Genomic DNA, 20,487 nt, shown 5'->3' with positions numbered 1-20,487 from the left:
AAGACGCCTTGTGCGTCTTTTTTTGTTTCTGCCGTCAGCGCTTGGTGGCGGTTGGTTGTCGCAGGTAAACCTTGCCACACAGCAGCATGAATCCCATCCGGCCGAAGAGTTTCGGAGGCGCTTGTGTCTGATGGTAGGCGCTCTCCACTACAAGGTTCAGGTCCTGAGGTTTGCTGGGCGCAGCCCGACGAACCTCAAAGAAAATGTGGTATGGCCCCTCCGGATTCTCAATCCTCAACGAGTAGGCCCAGTTGCGTTGCGCTGCGGTCTGCCACACCTTGATATGCGGCTGATTCAGATTCGCCACGATCGTCGGCAGATCCAGCGACAACCGATAGCGCACAGGACAAAACGTCCTTGGCCTCGCCCCTGCGTCGATGGTTGCCTCACCCGCTTGCGAGGCCTCAGGGTCACATGCCTTGCTGAAGCAATGGTTCGAGAACGTGACGTGAATACTCAACGTGCGCTTGGCCAGCTCACTATGAAACGAAAACGTAAAAGGGTTCAGGTGATCGAACCCGTAAGTCAGATCACCTATCGTCAGCGGCGGGAAGTAGTTGGCTAACGGGGAGTTCCGCGTGGCACCACTCGATGTCAAACCGCATCCCTTGGCAACATCAACCCCAGCGGCAGCCTGACTCGCGCTTCCAGCCCTCCTCCCGAACGGTTACGCAGCTCGACATTGCCGCCGTGCATCGCGGCGATGCGCTTGACGATCGCCAGCCCCAGGCCGGTGCCTTTGCCGCTGCGGGCGCGGTCGCCGCGGGTGAAGGGGTTGAAGATGCCTTCCAGTTCCGACGGATCGATGCCCAGGCCGCGGTCCATGACGCTGAGCACCACGTAAGGAGCGCCGCTGTCGCCGGACACATAGGCCGCCACCTCAACACCATCCCCTGCGTGATGCATGGCGTTGCCGATGAGGTTGGCGAGCAGGCGCTTCATCGAAACACGGCGCAACGCAAAGGGCGGAATGGACTCAAGGCACAGGCGCACCTGTTCCACCGGCGTGTTGTAAGGCGCGACCACTTCGTTGACCAGCTCCACCAGATCGACTTCCTCGACCTCTTCGTCGCGCCCGTCGCGGATGAACGCCAGAAACTGATCCAGGATCGCGTCCATGTCTTCGATGTCGCGAACCATGCCATCCATGAATTCGTTGTCCTTGGGCATCAGCTCCAGTGACAGCCGCAGCCGCGTGAGCGGTGTGCGCAAGTCGTGGGATACCCCGGCCAGCATCAGTTCCCGCTCCTGCCCTGCCTGCTCGACGTCTTCGGCCATCTGGTTGAAGGCGCGGTAGACCTCGGTCATTTCGCTGGGGGTATCGCTGACCGGCAGGCGCACGCTGCGCCCCTGCCCCAACTGGCGGGCGGCGAACACCAGGCGCTTGAGCGGCTGGTTGAGCTGGCTGACGAAAATCCACGCGGAGGCCGTGGACAGCAGACCGATTGCCAGGAACCAGCCCAGCACGCTCCAGATTTTCTGGCCACGCAGAGGGTGCGGATACAGCGGCACCTTCAGCCAGCCATCGCCCAGACTCGGCGCACGCACCCACAGCGCCGGAGGCGCATGCACGCGCAGTCGCACCTCGGTGTCTGCGCCAAGCTCCGCCTGCATCTGCCGCTGGTAGATCTCGGAGTACGGCCAGTGCTGCTCGCCTTCCGGAACGCCACCGCCAACCACGCGAATCAGGCCCGCCGCGTCGGCGATGGTCTGCCGGTCGCTTTCATCCGCCGCCCAGTAGGCCCGCAAGGTCAAGGCAACGCCATGGCTGTACTGGCGGTCCACAAGCACGTCCTCGTTCATCAGCAGATAGACCAGCGTCAGTGCCTTGGAGAACAGAACCACGATAAGCACCAGCCACAGGGTGCGAGAGAAAAAACTTTGCGGGAACCAGAGCGGCGTCTTCATGGCAGCAGCTACACACTTTGCAGGAGCGAGCCAGGCTCGCGAATTTTCGCGGATGACAAGAGACAGCAAAACCAGGCACTCCGGCGATTCCGTCTGGAAACGTCAGGGTGACTGGTTGGCGTTTGCGGGTGCTCAACGCACCCGACGGGCAATCTGTCGACTCGACCTTTGTTACTTGTTGGCGCCGTCCGGCACAAATACATAGCCCACACCCCAGACCGTCTGGATGTAGCGCGGCTTGGCAGCGTCCACTTCGATCAGGCGCCGCAGGCGGGAAATCTGGACGTCGATGGACCGCTCCAGCGCATCCCATTCACGACCACGGGCCAGGTTCATGAGCTTGTCCCGGGTCAATGGCTCGCGGGCATGCATGACCAGCGCCTTGAGCACCGCGAACTCACCGGTGGTGAGCATGTGCACTTCATCGCCGCGCTTGAGCTCACGGGTTGCCAGGGACAGCTCGTAGTCGCCGAAGGTGACGGTTTCGTCCTCGCTGGCCGGTGCTCCGGGAACTGGCGCGGACTGGCGACGCAACACCGCCTTGACGCGGGCCATCAGCTCGTCAGGGTTGAAAGGCTTGGCCAGGTAATCGTCAGCGCCCAGCTCAAGGCCCTTGATGCGGCTCAGCTCGTCGCCCTTGGCGGTGAGCATGATGATGGGAATCTGGTTGTTGGAGGCGCGCAGACGACGGCATGCCGACAGGCCATCCTCGCCCGGCAGCATCAGGTCCAGGACCACGAGGTGAAACACTTCGCGAGCCAGCAGTCGGTCCATTTGCTCCACGTTGGCCACCGCACGGGCGCGATAGCCCTTGCTGGTGAAAAAGCGTTCTAACAGGCTGCTCAGGCCCGGGTCATCATCGACGATGAGGATTTTCTCGCCTTCAGCCGTTTGTGCAGTGCTGCTCATTGGATGCTCCTTTGATCTCGGCGCGCATTATGGCGTAGCTGCTGCTACGCGCACCGTGTGCATTGTTAGCAGATTTTTCCTGGGCTGCCACTGATGCTCTGCCTCGCGGCTGCGGGGCTATCGCGGGCGGGGCTTCTACAAGGGTTTTACCGCAGCTGACGGGCCGGTCCCCATATCCGGGTTCACTGGGTATAATGCGCCGCCCTCAAGGTCAGGCAACACCCGCTCACGGCGGTTCGCCAGCAGCTGGATTTTTTGCACATACATTTGCCAGGTGGTTTTATGGACAGTATCAACAGCCGCATCGCCGAGGAACTCGGTGTCCGCCCGCAACAGGTCGAAGCGGCCGTCGCGCTACTGGATGAAGGCTCTACCGTGCCCTTCATCGCTCGCTACCGTAAAGAAGTGACTGGCAGCCTCGATGACACGCAACTGCGTCATCTGGAAGAGCGCCTGCGCTATCTGCGTGAACTCGAAGACCGCCGCGTGGCGATCCTTGCCAGCATCGAAGAGCAAGGCAAGCTGACCCCTGAATTGGCCCGCGACATCAAGCTGGCCGACACCAAGACCCGCCTCGAAGACCTGTACCTGCCGTACAAGCAGAAGCGCCGCACCAAGGGCCAGATCGCCCTGGAAGCGGGCCTCGGCGAACTGGCGGACGGCCTGTTCAACGACCCGACGCTGACACCTGAAACCGAAGCTGCGCGCTTCGTCGATGCCGAAAAAGGCTTCGCCGACACCAAGGCCGTGCTCGAAGGCGCCAAGTACATCCTCATGGAGCGCTTCGCCGAAGACGCCACGCTGCTGGAAAAACTGCGCGGTTTCCTCAAGCAGGAAGCGGTCATCAGTGCCCGAGTGGTGGCTGGCAAGGAAGAAGAAGGCGCGAAATTCCGCGACTATTTCGAACACGACGAGCCGCTCAAGAGCATGCCGTCGCACCGCGCCCTGGCGATTTTCCGTGGCCGCAACGAAGGCATCCTCAGCTCGGCGCTGAAGGTCGGCGAGGAACTGCCAGGCACCCTGCACCCTTGCGAGCTGATGATCGGCGAGCGTTTCGGCCTGTCGAACCAGAACCGCCCTGCCGACAAATGGTTGGGCGAAGTGGTGCGCTGGACGTGGAAGGTCAAGCTCTATTCGCACCTTGAAACCGACCTGCTGGGCGAGCTGCGCGACGGCGCCGAGACCGAAGCCATCAACGTGTTCGCCCACAACCTGCACGACCTGCTGCTGGCCGCCCCCGCAGGCCCGCGTGCGACCCTGGGCCTGGACCCTGGCCTGCGCACCGGCTGCAAGGTGGCCGTGGTCGATGCCACCGGCAAGCTGCTGGATCACGCCACCGTTTACCCGCATGTGCCGAAAAACCAGTGGGACCAGAGCATCGCTGTGCTGGCCGCCCTGTGCGCCAAGCACTCGGTTGACCTGATCGCCATCGGCAACGGCACCGCCAGCCGCGAAACCGACAAGCTGGCCGCCGAACTGATCAAGAAATACCCGGGCCTGAAGATGACCAAGATCATGGTCTCCGAGGCAGGCGCTTCGGTGTATTCGGCCTCGGAACTGGCGGCCAAGGAATTCCCGGACCTGGACGTGTCGATCCGTGGCGCGGTATCCATCGCCCGTCGCCTGCAGGATCCGCTGGCAGAGCTGGTGAAGATCGATCCGAAATCCATCGGCGTCGGCCAGTACCAGCACGACGTTTCCCAGCTCAAGCTGGCGCGGGGCCTGGACGCGGTTGTCGAGGACTGCGTGAATGCCGTGGGCGTGGACGTGAACACCGCGTCGGTCGCCCTGCTGGCGCGCATTTCCGGCCTCAACACCACGCTTGCGCAGAACATCGTCAACCACCGTGACGAGAACGGCGCCTTCAAGACTCGCGCTTCGCTGAAAAAAGTCCCGCGCCTGGGCGAGAAGACCTTCGAACAGGCCGCAGGCTTCCTGCGCGTCATGAACGGTGACAATCCGCTGGATTCGTCCGCGGTGCACCCTGAGGCCTATCCGCTGGTGCAACGCATCGCCGCTGAAACCGACCGCGACATCCGCTCGCTGATCGGCGACGCCAGCTTCCTCAAGCGTCTGGATCCGAAGAAATTCACCGACGAGACTTTCGGCCTGCCGACCGTCACCGACATCCTTCAGGAACTGGAAAAGCCGGGCCGCGACCCGCGCCCGGAGTTCAAGACTGCCGAGTTCCAGGAAGGCGTCGAAGACCTCAAGGACCTGCAACTGGGCATGATCCTCGAAGGCGTGGTGACCAACGTGACCAATTTCGGTGCTTTCGTCGACATCGGCGTGCATCAGGACGGTTTGGTGCATATCTCTGCGCTTTCGGAGAAGTTCATCAAGGATCCTCGCGAAGCGGTGAAAGCCGGTGACGTGGTCAAGGTCAAGGTCATGGAAGTCGACATTCCGCGCAAGCGCGTGGGCCTGTCGATGCGCATGAGCGACACCCCGGGCGAGAAGATCGACGGCGCCCGTGGCCCGCGTCCAGGCTCCTCGCCGCGTCAGCAGCAGAGCAGTGCACCGCGCAAGGAAACCGCGACCGCAGCCCCGGCCAACAACGCCATGGCTTCACTCTTCGCCAACGCCAAACAACTGAAGAAGCGCTGATGGATATTCCGCAAGGTCTGACCGAAAGCGCCTACTTCAAGACGCTGGGCTGCAAGCTGGTGCGCCTGGGCGACGGTGTCGCCGAGGTGACCCTGGCGCTGGAGCCGCACCTGCGCAACCGTGGCAACGTGATGCACGGCGGCGCGCTTTTCAGCCTGGTCGATATCGCCATGGGGCTGGCCTGTTCCAGCTCCCACGGTTTCGACAAGCAAAGCGTTACCGTTGAATGCAAGATCAACTACATGCGCGGCGTGCCGGACGGTGAAGTCACCTGTATCGGCACCGTCCTGCACGCAGGAAGACGCACGCTGGTGGTCGAAGCCGAGGTGCGCCAGGCCGACAAACTGGTCGCTAAAGCGCAAGGCACGTTCGCGATCGTCTAGCTGTCCGATAGGAATATGAGTTAATTTCGGCGCAGAATCTGTGCACTGGTTCCGAGATGGACAGCAGTGCCGGAATTATTCTGGCAGTTCCTGCAGGCAGACCTGCAGGAACCGACAGCGACGGACTCAGGCGTTCGGACCAAAAACGAGGCGAAAACGCCAGTTCCTTTCTTCACCCTTGTAGACCGCCATATCGCCCCCATATAGGGCCGACTGACGCGTGAAGGAATTCCAACTTGAGCGAACTTCTCAACCGCCGCCTGGCTCTGCTTGGCGAGCAGCCCAACCTCTCCCTCCTGGAGAAGTGCTTGCATGGTATCGAGCGTGAATGCCTGCGCGTGACGGGCGAAGGTCGCCTGGCCCAGACGCCGCATCCCGAAGCACTGGGCTCTGCGCTGACCAACGAACAGATCACCACCGATTACTCCGAATCGCTGCTGGAGTTCATTACCCCGGCGCTGAGCAACCCTGCAGATACCCTCGAAAGCCTGGAGAAAATCCACCGCTTCGCCTACAGCAAGCTGGGCAACGAGTACATCTGGAGCCCTTCGATGCCGTGCCCGCTGCCGGCCGAGGAAGACATCCCGATCGCGTATTACGGCACCTCCAACATCGGCAAGCTCAAGTACGTGTACCGCCAGGGCCTGGCGCTGCGCTACGGCAAGACGATGCAATGCATTGCCGGGATCCACTACAACTTCTCGCTGCCGGAGGCCATCTGGCCGCTGCTGCGCCAGACCGAAGGCTTCCAGGGCAGCGACCGCGACTTCCAGTCCGAGAGCTACATTGGCCTGATTCGCAATTTCCGTCGCTACAGCTGGCTGCTGATGTACCTGTTCGGTGCATCGCCGGCGCTGGACGCCAGCTTCCTGCGTGGCCGTTCGCACCAGCTTGAGCAGTACGACGCCGACACGCTGTACCTGCCCTACGCCACCAGCCTGCGCATGAGCGACCTGGGTTACCAGAGCAACGCCCAGGCCGACCTGACGCCTTGCTATAACGACCTGCTGACCTACACCGACAGCCTGCGCAAAGCGGTGGCAACGCCCTACGCGCCGTATGTCGAAATCGGTACGCACAAGGATGGCGAGTGGATTCAGCTCAACACCAACGTGCTGCAGATCGAGAACGAGTACTACTCGACCATCCGCCCCAAACGCGTCACCTACTCGGGCGAACGTCCGATTCAGGCGCTGATGGCCCGTGGCGTGCAGTACGTCGAAGTACGCTGCTTGGACATCAACCCGTTCCTGCCAGTGGGCATCGACCTGCAACAGTCGCGCTTCATCGACGCCTTCGTGCTGTTCTGCGCTCTGCAGGAAAGCCCGCAACTGGCCGATTGCGAGTGCGGTAACGCCAGCAGTAACTTCCTGACCGTGGTCAAGGAAGGTCGCCGTCCGGGGCTGCAACTGAGCCGCAACACCTCGACCATCGACCTGAAGGTCTGGGCCGACGAGTTGCTGGACAAGATCGAGCCGATCATTGCGCTGCTGGACAAGAGCCAGGGCATCGACGAGCACGCCAAATCAATGGCCGCGCAGCGTGCCAAGGTCGCGGATGCGTCGCTGACGCCGTCGGCACAGGTGCTGGCCGCGATGAGCGAGCACAAGGAAGGCTTTACCGCGTTCTCGCTGCGCCAGGCGCAGGTGCACGCCGAGCACTTCCGTAGCCAGCCGTTGAGTGTCGAGGATCAGACGGACTTCGAAACCAGGGCTCGCGAGTCGCTGGCGCAGCAGTCCGAGATGGAACAGACCGAAGAGCCGGTGGACTTCGACACCTTCGTCGGGGCTTATCAGGCGAGCATTCTGGCGATCAGTAATTGATTCAGCGATCACTGTAATTGTAGGAGCGCGCTTGCCCGCGATAGCAGAGTGTCAGGCACCGACGATGTGCCCGGCAAAATCGCAGTCGCGGGCAAGCGCGCTCCTACAAGGGCCATATTCCAAACCAGGTGATTGACCCGGCCTGGAATCACTTCTTCGTCAGATCGCCTTCTCGAAAATCTTCGAATTACGCTGATAGTTGTACAGCGACGCCCGCGCACTTGGCAGGCGGTCCACGCTGCTTGGCTCGAAGCCCCGCTCGCGGAACCAGTGCGCGGTGCGGGTGGTGAGCACGAAAAGGGTCTTGAGGCCCTGGGCCCGCGCCCGCTCCTCGATGCGTTCGAGCAACTCATCGCCGCGTCCGCCGTGGCGGTACTCAGGATTCACCGCCAGACACGCCAGCTCCCCCGCCTCGGAATCGGCAATCGGATACAGCGCCGCACAGGCAATGATCAGCCCTTCGCGTTCGACCACACTGAACTGCTCGATCTCGCGCTCCAGCACCTCGCGGGAGCGGCGCACCAGAATGCCCTGCTCTTCCAGCGGGGTGATAAGGTCGATCAGGCCGCCCACATCGCCAATCGACGCCTCGCGCACCAGTTCGAACTGCTCCTGGGCGACCAGCGTACCGCCACCGGCGCGGGTGAACAGCTCGGACAACAGCGCGCCATCCTCGACATAACTGACGATGTGGCTGCGGGCCACGCCACCACGGCAGGCCTGGGCCGCCGCATCCAGCAACTCGGCCTGATAGTTGTTGCCCAGACGCTGAAGGTGCGCCGGTACTTGCTGCGGGCGCAATTCACGCACCAGCCGGCCCTGCTCGTCCATCAGGCCGGATTCAGCGCCGAACAGCAGCAGCTTCTCCGCCCCCAGATCGACCGCCGCGCGGGTCGCGACGTCTTCGCAGGCCAGGTTGAAAATCTCGCCCGTTGGCGAATAGCCCAAGGGCGACAGCAGCACGATGGAACGCTCATCGAGCAGGCGATTGATACCCTTGCGGTCGATGCGGCGCACCTCGCCGGTGTGCTGATAGTCGACGCCTTCGAGCACGCCAATCGGGCGCGCCGTGACGAAATTGCCACCGGTCACCCGCAGGCGCGAGCCCTGCATGGGCGAAGCAGCCATATCCATCGACAGCCGGGCCTCGATGGCGATACGCAGCGCGCCGACCGCATCGATCACGCATTCCAGCGTGGCCGAGTCGGTCACCCGCAGGTCGCGGTGGAAATGCGGGGTGATGCCCCGCGCTTCCAGGCGGCTTTCGATTTGCGGGCGCGAACCGTGGACCAGCACCAGACGCACGCCCAGGCTGTGCAGCAGCACCAGGTCATGGACGATGTTGCCGAAGTTGGGGTGCGCGACGCCGTCCCCCGGCAGCAGGACGATAAAGGTGCAGTCGCGGTGAGCATTGATATAGGGAGACGCGTGGCGTAGCCAATTGACGTAATCGGGCATCTTCAAAAGGGCCTGTAGAAAAATGGACGAAGGGTGAAAACACTCACAGCGGCATGAGCTTTATCGTCGGAACAGGCATCGCAACACGCGTAGTCTCCTTCTGGTTCTGGGTTCTGGCTGGCTCAGGTGACAGCACTCAATGGACAGCATTCAAGGGCCGCATTCAAGGTGTAGCCAGGCAGTAATGCTGGATCAATTCACGCAGTAGACGCACTGTAGGCTGCAAACGTGACATTTCGAGATATTCGCCGGGCTGGTGCGCGCAGGCGATGTCTCCCGGGCCCAACACGATGGTTTCACAGCCCAGGCGCTGAAGATAAGGCGCTTCAGTGCCAAATGCCACCGCTTCTGCGGTATGCCCTGTCAGACGCTCGGCCACCCGCACCAGTTCCGCATCGGCGCTTTGCTCGAACGGCGAGACTTCGGCGAACAACGGCGCGTAGTCGATCTGCACCTGATGCTGTTTGGCCAAGGGTTGCAGCTTCTGGCGAATGGCGGCGCGCAGCATTTCCGGGTCCATGCCCGGCAGCGGGCGCAGGTCGAACTCCAGTGAACACTGGCCGCAAATGCGGTTGGGGTTGTCGCCACCGTGGATGCAGCCGAAGTTCATGGTCGGTTGCGGAACGCTGAACTGTGGGTTGCTGAACTGCGTCTGCCACTGCTGGCGCAGGCCCTTGAGGGCGCCGATGGCGTCATACATCGCTTCAAGGGCGCTGTGGCCAAGGCTCGGATCCGACGAATGGCCACTGCGGCCCAGAATCTCGATGCGCTCCATCATCACGCCCTTGTGCAGGCGAATCGGCTTTAGGCCCGTGGGCTCGCCGATCACCGCAGCGCGGCCCAGCACGCCACCGGCCGCTGCGAGGGCCTTGGCGCCGGACATCGAGCTCTCCTCGTCGCAGGTCGCCAGGATGATGAGCGGCTGCTTGAACGGCTTGTCCAGCAAGGGTTGCAGGGCCTCGATCGCCAGCGCGAAAAAGCCTTTCATGTCACAGCTACCCAGTCCTACCCAGTTGCCGTCGACTTCTGTCAGCTTCAGCGGATCGGTCTTCCACAGCGCATCGTCATAGGGCACGGTGTCACTGTGGCCCGACAGCACCAGGCCGCCGGGGCCGCTGCCGTAGGTGGCCAGCAGGTTGAATTTGCCAGGGCTGACCTGCTGGATGTCGCAGGCAAAACCCAGATCGCCAAGCCAGGTGGCCAGCAGGTCGATGACGGCGCGGTTGGACTGATCCAGCGCAGGTTGCGTGCAGCTCACCGAAGGCGCGGCGATCAGGGCCGCGAACTGCTCTTTCATGGACGGCAATGGCATAGGCGACTCCTGGGTGCAGGTTGTCGAACATCATAGGGTGTTCGAGCAGCTGGAATAAACGGTCACGGGTGATGTCCTGTACACTGCACGACCCACGCAGCTGTGTCGATTCCGGCTGCGTCTCCTGTTATCAGTCATACAGCTCCTGGATTCTCCGGCCATGCAGAAAGAAACCGAAATCAAACTCCGCGTCAGCCGCGAAACCCTCACCGCCTTGCGCGAGCACCCGCTGCTAAAGAAACGCAACAAGAGCGGCTGGGAGCGTCTGGAGCTGTTCAACCAGTACTTCGACACCCCAGAGCGCGAACTGGCTCACGCCAAGGTCGCCCTGCGCCTGCGCCGTGACGGCGACGCGATCATCCAGACCCTCAAGACCCGCGGCCAGAGCGTTGCCGGCCTGTCCGAGCGCAACGAGTACAACTGGGACCTGCCCAAGGCCAAGCTGGACTTGAAGAAGCTCGACGGCGAATGCTGGCCCGAGCAACTGGCCGACCTGGACAAGAAGACCATCAAGCCGCTGTTCACCACCGATTTCGTCCGCGAAAAGGCCGAGATTGCCTGGGGCCGTGGCAAGTCCAAGGTGGTGATCGAGGCGGCGCTGGACCTGGGCAACGTGATCGTCGGCAAGCAGAAGGAAGAAATCTGCGAGCTGGAGCTGGAACTGCGCGAAGGCGAACCGGCCGCCCTGCTGGAACTGGCCGCCGAGCTTGCCGAGAAGCTGCCACTGATGCCATGCGACATCAGCAAGGCCGAGCGCGGTTATCGCCTGTTCGACGCCAGCAGCTACTCGATCAAGCTGCCGGTTCCCGAGCTGCACGCCGAAACCTCCATGGACGATGCCTACAGCGCGCTGGCCTGGTTCCTGCTGGGCAGCAGCCAGCGTCTGGCCGAGCAATACCGCTTCAACGGTCACTGGAGCCTGCTGCAAGACTGGGTGCAGATGCTCGCCGAGCTGCGTGCCCTCACCGGCAGCCTGGGCCAGGCCGCCCCACGCGCCTTGACCCACGACCTGCGCGCGGCGCTGGACGCCCTGCTCGAAGACTGGCGCACGCTGGTGCAGGCCGGCCAGGACGATCCTGATGTCCGTGCTGCCGCCCACGAGCAGTTCATCGAAGAGCTGGAAGACCCCCGCTGGGGCCTGTTCTCGCTGACCACCTCGCGTTGGCTGATGGAGCGCAGCTGGACCGTGGAGCGCACCAACCGTGGCAACCGCCAGGGCAACGCGATGCTCAGCAGCTGGCTGCCGCGCTTCCTGGGCGATGAAGCCACCGCGCTGAACCTTGCGCGCTATCAGCAGCAGCCTGAAGACCTGGCCGAGCAGTTGCCACGCATCGAGCGCATCCAGGTCTGGCTGCACCGCGCCCGCCAGACCCTGGAACTGCCGGAACTTGACCGCCTGTACGGCGAGCTGAACAAGCTTGAAGAGTTGGCGCAGCTGGACATCACCGACGAAGTCCTCGATGCCCGCGAACAGCAGACCATTACCGTGCTGCAAAGCAAGGCGTGGAAGACGCTGCTGAAGATCTAAGCAACGCCAAACCCCTGTAGGAGTGAGCTTGCTCGCGATTGCAGAGTGTCAGATTCGGAAATGGTGACTGATACGCCGCGATCGCGAGCAAGCTCACTCCTACAGGAGAGGTGGTGAATCAGTCAGGCAACCTCCAACTGATCCACCGCCATCGCGGGCAAGCGCGCTCCTACAGAGGTTACCGGGACACGGGCAGACTCGTGGTCGATTTGATCTCCGACAGCGCCACCGTCGAGTTCACCTCCTGAATCCCCGGCACCAGCGACAGCTTTTCGAAGAAAAACCGCTCGTACGCCTCGATGTCCGGCGTGACGATGCGCAGCAGAAAGTCCACCGCCCCCATCAGCACGTAACACTCCAGCACTTCCGGAAAGCCGCGAATCGCCTCGGTGAATTCGGTGAAATTCGAACGTCCGTGGGCGTTGAGCTTCACTTCGGCGAAGATCTGCGTATTCAGGCCGATCTTCTTGCGATCCAGCAGCGTCACCTGGCGCCGGATAACCCCCTCATCCTTCAACCGCTGAATCCTGCGCCAGCACGGCGACTGGGACAGGCCCACCTGCTCGGCGATCTGCGCGCTGGACAGCGAAGCGTCCTCCTGCAGCAGCGCCAGGATCTTGCGGTCATAGGCATCCAGTTCAATTTGCATAGGATATTCTCGGATTCAACAATCGACGCATAATCTAGTCGAAATGGCCGTTGATCAACCGATCATAGACCAGAAATTCCCGTTTCAGCATGCAAGACTTTCTCTCACTCAAACAGCTCGCTGCCGTCAGCCCATCGGACAGCGAAAACAGGAGAGTTCAGCATGTCCCACCTGCAAGCCGTCAACGCCGCGCCGCTTCGTCACGATGCCTGGTCCGTCAGCAATGCCCACTGCCGTTCGCGTTACCAGATCCTTGCCGAGGCCGAGCCAGACCTGATCTGCCGGGTGCTGAACCTGTTCGCCATGCAATACCTGATTCCGCAACAAGTCAGCGTGTTGCAGCAGGAAGGCATGCTGATGATCCAGGCGGAAGTCGACGGGCTGACGTGGCACCGAGCCCAGGTGATTGGTGAAAAAATGCGCAATCTGATCAATGTTTGTTCAGTGGAACTGGAACCGATGGAGGATTTTCACGTCCTATCCGAGCCCGTCTCACTGGCGGTCGGTTGAGTACGCTGAAAATATTGGCAACGCTTCACTACCTGCAGGACGCAACAACTGGCACGCTTGGGACTACTCTTGCTTACCAACGAAGTAAGCCGTCTCGTCCAAAGGAGCCCGCATGTCCGTCCTTGCCTCATCTTCCCAGGACCGCTGGCTGGATCTGAATGAAGTCCTGCGCGATCTCGTCGCGCAGGGATACCTCGACCAGGACAACGCCGAATACGCGCTGACCCTGCGTCGCACTGCGCAGAACCTGCAAACCCACCCGCTGGAATTCATCGCGGCGCAGCAGTTCGACAACCTGCGTCGCCCCGGCAAGAAGCTCGACCTGGAAACCCTCACGGCCTGGCTGGCCGAGCAATCCGGCCAGCCCTACATGCGCATCGACCCGCTGAAGATCAACGTCGCGGCCGTCACGCCGCTGATGTCCTACGCCTTTGCGCAGCGTCACAAGATTCTCGCAGTGGCCGTGGATCGCGAAGCCGTGACCATCGCCAGCGCCCAGCCCTACGTGAAAGCCTGGGAAGCGGACCTGATGCACGTGCTGAAAATGCCGATCAAGCGCGTGGTCGCCAACCCGGCCGACGTGCAGAAGCTGGCGGTCGAGTTCTACCGGTTGGCCAAGTCGGTCAGCGGTGCCAGCGCCACCGACCAGAAAGTCAGCTCGCTGGGCAACTTCGAGCAGTTGCTCAAGCTCGGCGCCAGCGATCAGGAGCCCGACGCCAACGACGCGCACATCGTCAACATCGTCGACTGGCTGTTCCAGTACGCCTACCAGCAGCGCGCCAGTGACATCCACATCGAGCCACGCCGGGAAGCCGGCACGGTGCGCTTTCGCATCGACGGCGTGCTGCACAATGTCTATCAGTTCCCGCCGCAGGTGACGATGGCGGTGACCAGCCGCCTGAAAAGCCTGGGCCGGATGAACGTTGCCGAGAAGCGCAAGCCGCAGGACGGCCGGGTCAAGACCAAGACGCCCGACGGCGGCGAAGTGGAGCTGCGACTTTCGACCTTGCCTACCGCATTCGGCGAGAAGATGGTGATGCGGATCTTCGACCCCGAAGTGCTGCTCAAGGATTTCGACCAGTTGGGCTTCTCCGGTGACGATCTGCGGCGCTGGGAGGGCATGACCTATCAGCCCAACGGCATCATCCTGGTGACCGGCCCGACCGGTTCCGGCAAGACCACCACGCTCTACACCACGCTCAAGAAGCTGGCGACGTCGGAGGTCAACCTCTGCACCATCGAAGACCCTATCGAGATGGTGGAGCCGGCCTTCAACCAGATGCAGGTCCAGCACAATATCGACCTGACCTTCGCCAGTGGCGTGCGCGCGCTGATGCGGCAGGACCCGGACATCATCATGATCGGCGAGATTCGCGACCTGGAAACCGCCGAAATGGCGATTCAGGCCGCGCTGACAGGGCACCTGGTGCTGTCGACCCTGCACACCAACGACGCGCCGAGCGCAATCAGCCGCCTGCTGGAACTGGGCGTGCCGCATTACCTGCTCAAGGCGACGATTCTTGGCGTGATGGCCCAGCGTCTGGTGCGTACCTTGTGCCCCCATTGCAAGGCGCCCATCGAGCTTGATGAAGTGGATTGGCAGACCCTGACCCGACCGTGGCAGGCGCCGGTGCCGAGCGGCGCCCATCGCGCGGTTGGCTGCGCTGAGTGCCGCGACACGGGGTATCGCGGGCGTGCGGGGGTCTACGAAATCATGTTGATGTCCGATGCGGTCAAATCCCTGATCACCGCCGACCTGGACCTCACGGCCCTACGCCGGCAGGCCTTCAAGGACGGCATGCGCAGCCTGCGCCTGTCGGGTGCGCAAAAGGTTTCGTCCGGCATGACCACCGTCGAAGAAGTGCTGCGCGTCACGCCTCAGAGCGAACAGCGCTAGGCAACACCCCGCCACGTTCCCCCAATGTTTATCGCCACTACACAGGGTAGAATCGGTACAGAACTCCAACCATTGTTCAACAGGGATAGGTTATGCAAATCGGTAGTGTGGTTTTACTCTTCGTCGCCTTGGCCATCGCCATCGTGTTCATGGGTTTCAAGGTGGTGCCGCAGGGCTATCAATGGACGGTCGAACGCTTTGGCCGCTACACCAACACCCTGAAGCCGGGCCTTAACATCATCGTGCCGGTGATGGACCGCGTCGGACACAAGGTCAACATGATGGAGACCGTGCTCGACATCCCCCCACAGGAAGTCATCACCTCCGATAACGCCACGGTGCAGATCGACGCCGTCTGTTTTTATCAGGTGGTCAACTGCGCCCAGGCTGCATACGAAGTGAACAATCTGCAGCACGCGATCCGCAACCTGCTGCAAACCAACATCCGTACCGTACTCGGCTCCATGGAACTGGACGCCATGCTCAGCCAGCGAGACTCGATCAACGAGCGCCTGTTGCGCATCGTCGATGAAGCCACCGCGCCATGGGGCATCAAGATCACCCGCATCGAGATCAAGGACATCAGTCCGCCTGCCGACCTGATGGCAGCCATGAGCGGCCAGATGAAAGCCGAACGGATCAAGCGCGCACAGATTCTCGAAGCCGAAGGCCTGCGCGCCTCGGCGATTCTCACCGCCGAAGGCAAGAAACAGGCGCAGATCCTGGAGGCAGAAGGCGAACGCCAGGCCGCTTTCCTGGAGTCCGAAGCCCGCGAGCGGCAGGCCGAAGCCGAGGCCCGTGCGACCCAGGTGGTATCCGAAGCCATTGCCGCCGGTGATGTGCAGGCGATCAACTACTTCGTTGCACAAAAATACATCGACGCGCTGGGCAGGCTCGCGGCAGCCAACAACAGCAAAGTCATCCTCATGCCACTGGAAGCCAGCCAGATGATCGGCGCGGTCGGCGGTATCGGTGAAATCGTCAAGGCCACCTTCGACAAAGGCGCTGCCGACAAGAGCAGGCCTGAAGCCGGCAAGCGAGTCTGAGCCATGTGGGACTACCTGCAAAATCTGTCGTTCTGGGACTGGCTCGGGCTGGGCACCGTCCTGCTGATCCTGGAAGTGTTCGGTGCAGGCGGTTATCTGCTCTGGATTGGCGTGGCCGCGGCGGGCGTCGGAATTCTCACCTACATCATCCCGGCAATGAGCTGGGAGGTGCAGTTCCTGCTGTTCGCCGTGCTGTCGGTGCTGACTGCGCTGTACTGGTGGCGACGCCAGCGCAGCGTGTTGCGCAAGTCCGACCAGCCAGGTTTGAACATGCGAGGTTCGGAGCTGATCGGCCGCACTTTCACCGTTCACGACGCCATCGTCGGCGGTCGCGGCAAGATCAAGGTGGGCGATGGCGTATGGATGGTCGTAGGGCCGGATACCGCCGTGGGCATGCAGGTCAAGGTGATCGCCCAGGACGGCGCGATCCTCAAAGTGGAAGCAGTATGAGTGGGGCGAAATGGAACTACATCGACCTTGGGCGTATCAAATCATTTCAGAACAACCAAAGTCGGAGTAACCCGTCATGCGTCTTAAACTTGCTGTAGCCACGTTAGCCCTGCTCTCCCTGCCGGTCGGTTCAGCCATGGCTGACGGCTTTCTGCGAGACATCATTTCGTCCGGCGCCACCACTGGCTCGACGTACCTCACGTTCCGCCACCACAAGCTGATCGTTGCGGCTCAGGATGACGCCGGTAGCTTCGTCGCCAGCGATGGCGCAATCCGTGGCCCATACCTGGAAGCAGCGCTGGACCAGGTACGCAAGGACAACCCAGGCCTGAACGCCTCGGACATGGACCTGGCCAACGCGATTCTGGCGAAGAATCTCGTTGCTGAAGAGTAATTTTCAGACCACACGCATACATGTAGCAGCACGGCTTGCCGGCGGGGGCGATATCAAGGACGCCCCCGCCGGCAAGCCGTGCTGCTACGGATACCCAGTGTCACCCTTGCCTCACCGGTAATCATCCACCGGCACACAGGCGCAGAACAGGTTTCGATCCCCGTAGACATTGTCGACCCGATTCACCGCTGGCCAGTACTTGTGCTGACGGGTGTGCGCGGTCGGCGTGATCGCCTCGGCAAGGGTGTACGGCCTGTCCCATCCATTGATGACGTCTTCCAGGGTATGCGGCGCACGCTTGAGCGGGTTGTCTTCGGCCGGCCAGACGCCCTTCTGCACCTGAGTGATCTCCGCACGAATGCTCAGCATCGCCTCGATGAAGCGATCCAGTTCGGCCTTGGATTCGCTTTCCGTTGGCTCGATCATCAGCGTCCCCGGCACCGGAAACGACATGGTCGGCGCATGGAATCCGTAGTCCATGAGACGCTTGGCGACGTCCTCCTCACTGATGCCGGTGTCAGCCTTGATCGGCCGCAAGTCGATGATGCACTCATGGGCCACACGATCATTGCGCCCGGTATAAAGCACAGGAAACGCGCCGGTGAGCTGCTGCGCCAGGTAGTTCGCGGCAAGAATCGCCACCTCACTGGCGTCGGCCAGTTGCGGCCCCATCATCGCGATGTACATCCAGCTGATCGGCAAGATACTCGCACTGCCCCAGGGCGCGGCACTGACTGCCGTGTTCTGCGCGTTGGGCCCCTCCAGCGGGATCACCGGATGGTTGGCCACGAACGGCGCCAGGTGCGCCCTCACCCCGATCGGCCCCATGCCCGGCCCGCCGCCGCCATGGGGAATGCAAAAGGTCTTGTGCAGGTTCATGTGCGAGACATCGGCGCCGATGTCCGCTGGCCTCGCCAACCCGACCTGCGCGTTGAGGTTCGCGCCGTCCATGTACACCTGCCCGCCGTGCTTGTGGATAACCTCGCAGATATCACGCATGCCTTCCTCGTAAACACCGTGGGTCGAGGGATAGGTCGCCATCAGGCAGGACAGCTTGTCCCCGGCCTCCTGGGCCTTGGCTTTCAGGTCCTCCAGATCGACGTTACCGGCATCGTCACACTCGACGATCACCACCCGCATGCCCGCCATCTGCGCCGACGCCGGGTTGGTGCCGTGGGCCGATGACGGAATCAGGCAGATGTCCCGCTGCCCCTGCTTGCGGCTCTCATGGTACTTGTGAATCGCCAATAGCCCCGCGTATTCGCCCTGAGCGCCGGAGTTGGGTTGCATGCAGATCGCATCGAACCCTGTGATCGCGCACAACCAGGATTCCAGCTCATCGATCATCGCCTTGTAGCCCGTGGCCTGCTCCACCGGCGCGAAAGGATGCAGGTTGGCGAATGCAGGCCAGGTGATGGGGATCATTTCACTGGTAGCGTTGAGCTTCATGGTGCAGGAGCCCAGCGGGATCATCGACTGGTTGAGGGCCAGATCCTTGTTTTCCAGTTGCTTGAGGTAGCGCAGCATCTCGGTTTCGCTGTGATGGGCGCTGAACACCGGGTGGGTCAGATAGGGCGAGGTGCGCGTGAGGCTGGCGGGAATGCCGTCGCCCAGCGCCTCGGCATCAAGATCGGCGACGTTCAGTCCATGATCGGCGCCGCAGAAGATATCCAGCAGCTTATCCACCGTGTGCTCATCGCAGCTTTCGTCCAGGCTCACGCCCAGCCTGCCTTCGCCAAGAATCCGCAGGTTGAAGCGCGCCGCGCTGGCACTTTCCAGAATCGCCGTCTGCGCGCCGCCGACGTCCAGAGTCAGGGTGTCGAAGAAGTGCTGGTTGAGTCGCTTCACGCCTTTGCGTTCGAGGCCTGCGGCGAGAATGGCGGTCAGACGATGCACCCGCTGTGCGATGCGTTTCAGGCCTTCGGGGCCGTGGTACACCGCATAAAAACTGGCGATATTGGCCAGCAACACCTGCGCGGTACAGATGTTGGAGTTGGCCTTCTCGCGACGGATATGTTGCTCGCGGGTCTGCAGGGCCATGCGCAGCGCGACATTGCCCCGTGCATCCTTGGAGACGCCGATGATGCGCCCCGGAATCCCCCGCTTGAACTCCTCCCGACAGGCAAAATAGGCTGCATGAGGCCCGCCGTAGCCCATGGGCACCCCGAAGCGCTGCGAAGAGCCGAACACCACATCGGCGCCCATTTCACCGGGCGGCGTCAGCAGCAACAGGCTCAACAGGTCCGCCGCCACGCAGGCCAGCGCCTGTTGCGCGTGCAATTGTTCGATCAAGGGCTTGAGGTCGCGGATCTCGCCGTGAGTGTCGGGGTATTGCAGCAGCGCGCCGAACACCTGGTGGCTGGCGAGGTTATCCACAGCATCGACCACCAGCTCGAAACCGAAGCCTTCGGCGCGGGTTTGCACCACGGACAGGGTCTGGGGATGGCAGTTTTGGTCGACGAAGAAGGTGTTGCTTTTGGATTTCGAGATGCGCCGGGACAGCGCCATGGCTTCGGCTGCGGCAGTGGCTTCATCGAGCAGGGAGGCGTTGGCCATGGCCAGGCCCGTGAGGTCGATGGTCATCTGCTGGAAATTGAGCAGTGCCTCGAGCCGGCCCTGGGCGATTTCAGGCTGATAAGGCGTGTAGGCGGTGTACCAGCCAGGATTTTCCAACACGTTGCGCAGGATGACGTTGGGCGTGAGGGTGCCGTGGTAGCCCATGCCGATGAGGCTGGTCCAGATCTGGTTGCGCTCGGCGTGGGCCTTGAGTTTGGCCAGGGCGGCTTCTTCGCTCAAGGCGGCAGGCAAGTCCAGTGCGCGATTGAAACGGATGGCCGGCGGCACCGTTTGTTCGATCAATTCGGTTCGGCTGGCAACGCCAAGGGCGTCGAGCATGGCCTGCTGCTCGGCGGCATCGGGGCCAAGGTGGCGACGCAGAAAGCTGTTGGGGTCGTGTAACTGGCCAAGGGATGGCGACGTAGACATGACGGCCTCTCTCTTTTTGGACGACTAAAGCCGCAACGGGCAGAGCTTTAGAGTCTAGAAAGGGATTGGCGGTTGTGTGGAGAAAAGTCCAACGCCGTGATTACACCGTAGGAGCGCGCTTGCCCGCGAAGGCGGTGTGTCAGGCCACTACTAGAGATCTGACACACCGCAGTCGCGGGCAAGCGCGCTCCTACAAGAGCACGGCTTACTCGCCGATGGCGGCCTTGTAGCCGGCAGCGTCCAGCAGTTTGTCCAGGTCGGCCTGGGCATTGGCTGGCTTGAGCTTGAAGATCCAGGCGCCGTACGGGTCGCTGTTGAGCGACTCAGGGGAGCCGTCCAGCTCGTCGTTGACCGCGATGACTTCACCGGCAATCGGCGAATAGATGTCGGAAGCGGCTTTCACCGACTCAACGACGCCCGCCTGATCGCCTGCTGCGAAGGTCTTGCCGACTTCGGCCAGTTCAACGAACACCACGTCACCCAGCGCTTCCTGCGCGTGGTCACTGATACCCACGGTCACGGTGCCATCAGCTTCCAGACGCGCCCACTCGTGGCTTTCGGCAAAACGCAGGTCGGCGGGAATATTGCTCATATTTTTTATCCTCTATACATCATCAGGTCAGCGGAG

At 62.0% G+C, this 20,487-nt stretch carries 17 protein-coding genes; 9 read left to right on the top strand and 8 right to left on the bottom strand.

From position 1 onward, the window contains the following. Window positions 1-34: 34 nt before the first annotated feature. From ACIPO9_RS04085 to ompR, 3 genes are all read right to left on the bottom strand, one after another. A complete protein-coding gene (locus ACIPO9_RS04085) occupies window positions 35-598 on the bottom strand; it encodes a hypothetical protein (RefSeq protein WP_400778991.1) in 564 nt (187 codons plus the stop codon). After that, window positions 595-1,908, bottom strand: a complete 1,314-nt coding sequence (locus tag ACIPO9_RS04080; protein ID WP_274133266.1) for an ATP-binding protein — start codon at window positions 1,906-1,908, stop codon at window positions 595-597. The genes ACIPO9_RS04085 and ACIPO9_RS04080 overlap by 4 nt, the downstream gene beginning before the upstream one ends. Window positions 1,909-2,079: 171 nt before the next feature. Next, on the bottom strand, window positions 2,080-2,817 hold the full coding sequence (gene ompR, locus ACIPO9_RS04075; protein WP_274133268.1) for a two-component system response regulator OmpR: 738 nt from the start codon (window positions 2,815-2,817) through the stop codon (window positions 2,080-2,082). Window positions 2,818-3,099: 282 nt separating this feature from the next. Here ompR and ACIPO9_RS04070 point away from each other — a divergent pair, with 282 nt between their 5' ends. The 3 genes from ACIPO9_RS04070 to gshA all read left to right on the top strand — a co-directional run bounded on the left by ACIPO9_RS04070 (window position 3,100) and on the right by gshA (window position 7,630). After that, entirely contained in the window at window positions 3,100-5,424 is a 2,325-nt protein-coding gene (locus tag ACIPO9_RS04070; protein ID WP_400778989.1) for a Tex family protein, read from the top strand. Continuing rightward, on the top strand, window positions 5,424-5,807 hold the full coding sequence (locus ACIPO9_RS04065; RefSeq protein WP_274133272.1) for a PaaI family thioesterase: 384 nt from the start codon (window positions 5,424-5,426) through the stop codon (window positions 5,805-5,807). The genes ACIPO9_RS04070 and ACIPO9_RS04065 overlap by 1 nt, the downstream gene beginning before the upstream one ends. 236 nt (window positions 5,808-6,043) lie before the next feature. Beyond that, window positions 6,044-7,630 (top strand): glutamate--cysteine ligase, encoded by a 1,587-nt coding sequence (gshA, locus tag ACIPO9_RS04060; protein WP_400778988.1) that lies wholly within the window; start codon window positions 6,044-6,046, stop codon window positions 7,628-7,630. Window positions 7,631-7,789: 159 nt separating this feature from the next. On the opposite strand, the gene argA is transcribed toward gshA, so the two are convergent. Together argA and argE are read right to left on the bottom strand one after the other, a co-directional pair. After that, complete coding sequence (argA, locus tag ACIPO9_RS04055; RefSeq protein WP_274136778.1) at window positions 7,790-9,088, bottom strand: amino-acid N-acetyltransferase; 1,299 nt, start codon at window positions 9,086-9,088, stop codon at window positions 7,790-7,792. Between the two features lie 163 nt (window positions 9,089-9,251). Next, window positions 9,252-10,400: an acetylornithine deacetylase gene (gene argE, locus ACIPO9_RS04050; protein ID WP_400778986.1), complete on the bottom strand. Its 1,149-nt coding sequence runs from the start codon at window positions 10,398-10,400 to the stop codon at window positions 9,252-9,254. Window positions 10,401-10,560: 160 nt separating this feature from the next. On the opposite strand from argE, the gene ACIPO9_RS04045 reads away from it, so the two are divergent. Next, a complete protein-coding gene (locus tag ACIPO9_RS04045) occupies window positions 10,561-11,928 on the top strand; it encodes an inorganic triphosphatase (protein ID WP_400778984.1) in 1,368 nt (455 codons plus the stop codon). A gap of 178 nt (window positions 11,929-12,106) precedes the next feature. Here ACIPO9_RS04045 and ACIPO9_RS04040 read toward each other — a convergent pair whose 3' ends face one another. After that, the gene (locus ACIPO9_RS04040; RefSeq protein WP_400778982.1) at window positions 12,107-12,577 is read right to left on the bottom strand and encodes an Lrp/AsnC family transcriptional regulator; all 471 of its coding nucleotides are present in this window, start codon (window positions 12,575-12,577) and stop codon (window positions 12,107-12,109) included. Between the two features lie 162 nt (window positions 12,578-12,739). On the opposite strand from ACIPO9_RS04040, the gene ACIPO9_RS04035 reads away from it, so the two are divergent. The 5 genes from ACIPO9_RS04035 to ACIPO9_RS04015 all read left to right on the top strand — a co-directional run bounded on the left by ACIPO9_RS04035 (window position 12,740) and on the right by ACIPO9_RS04015 (window position 16,874). Next, a complete protein-coding gene (locus ACIPO9_RS04035; protein ID WP_400606000.1) occupies window positions 12,740-13,087 on the top strand; it encodes a hypothetical protein in 348 nt (115 codons plus the stop codon). Between the two features lie 112 nt (window positions 13,088-13,199). Continuing rightward, window positions 13,200-14,984, top strand: coding sequence for a GspE/PulE family protein (locus tag ACIPO9_RS04030; RefSeq protein WP_274136773.1), 1,785 nt, complete (start codon window positions 13,200-13,202; stop codon window positions 14,982-14,984). 92 nt (window positions 14,985-15,076) lie between these two features. Further along, complete coding sequence (locus ACIPO9_RS04025; RefSeq protein ID WP_274136772.1) at window positions 15,077-16,030, top strand: SPFH domain-containing protein; 954 nt, start codon at window positions 15,077-15,079, stop codon at window positions 16,028-16,030. Window positions 16,031-16,033: 3 nt separating this feature from the next. Further along, window positions 16,034-16,480 (top strand): NfeD family protein, encoded by a 447-nt coding sequence (locus tag ACIPO9_RS04020; protein WP_274136771.1) that lies wholly within the window; start codon window positions 16,034-16,036, stop codon window positions 16,478-16,480. 76 nt (window positions 16,481-16,556) lie between these two features. Next, window positions 16,557-16,874 (top strand): DUF2388 domain-containing protein, encoded by a 318-nt coding sequence (locus ACIPO9_RS04015; RefSeq protein WP_274136770.1) that lies wholly within the window; start codon window positions 16,557-16,559, stop codon window positions 16,872-16,874. Between the two features lie 111 nt (window positions 16,875-16,985). Here ACIPO9_RS04015 and gcvP read toward each other — a convergent pair whose 3' ends face one another. Both gcvP and gcvH read right to left on the bottom strand, forming a co-directional pair. Beyond that, entirely contained in the window at window positions 16,986-19,859 is a 2,874-nt protein-coding gene (gene gcvP, locus ACIPO9_RS04010) for an aminomethyl-transferring glycine dehydrogenase (protein WP_400778980.1), read from the bottom strand. Window positions 19,860-20,064: 205 nt separating this feature from the next. Continuing rightward, window positions 20,065-20,451, bottom strand: a complete 387-nt coding sequence (gcvH, locus tag ACIPO9_RS04005; protein ID WP_274132992.1) for a glycine cleavage system protein GcvH — start codon at window positions 20,449-20,451, stop codon at window positions 20,065-20,067. Window positions 20,452-20,487 lie beyond the last annotated feature (36 nt).

The sequence above is a fragment of the Pseudomonas sp. NPDC090203 genome (assembly GCF_044746765.1).
Lineage (GTDB): Bacteria > Pseudomonadota > Gammaproteobacteria > Pseudomonadales > Pseudomonadaceae > Aquipseudomonas > Aquipseudomonas putida_AD.
The sequence above is the reverse complement of the archived record's forward strand: the minus strand, read 5'-3'. Positions and strand labels throughout refer to the sequence as shown.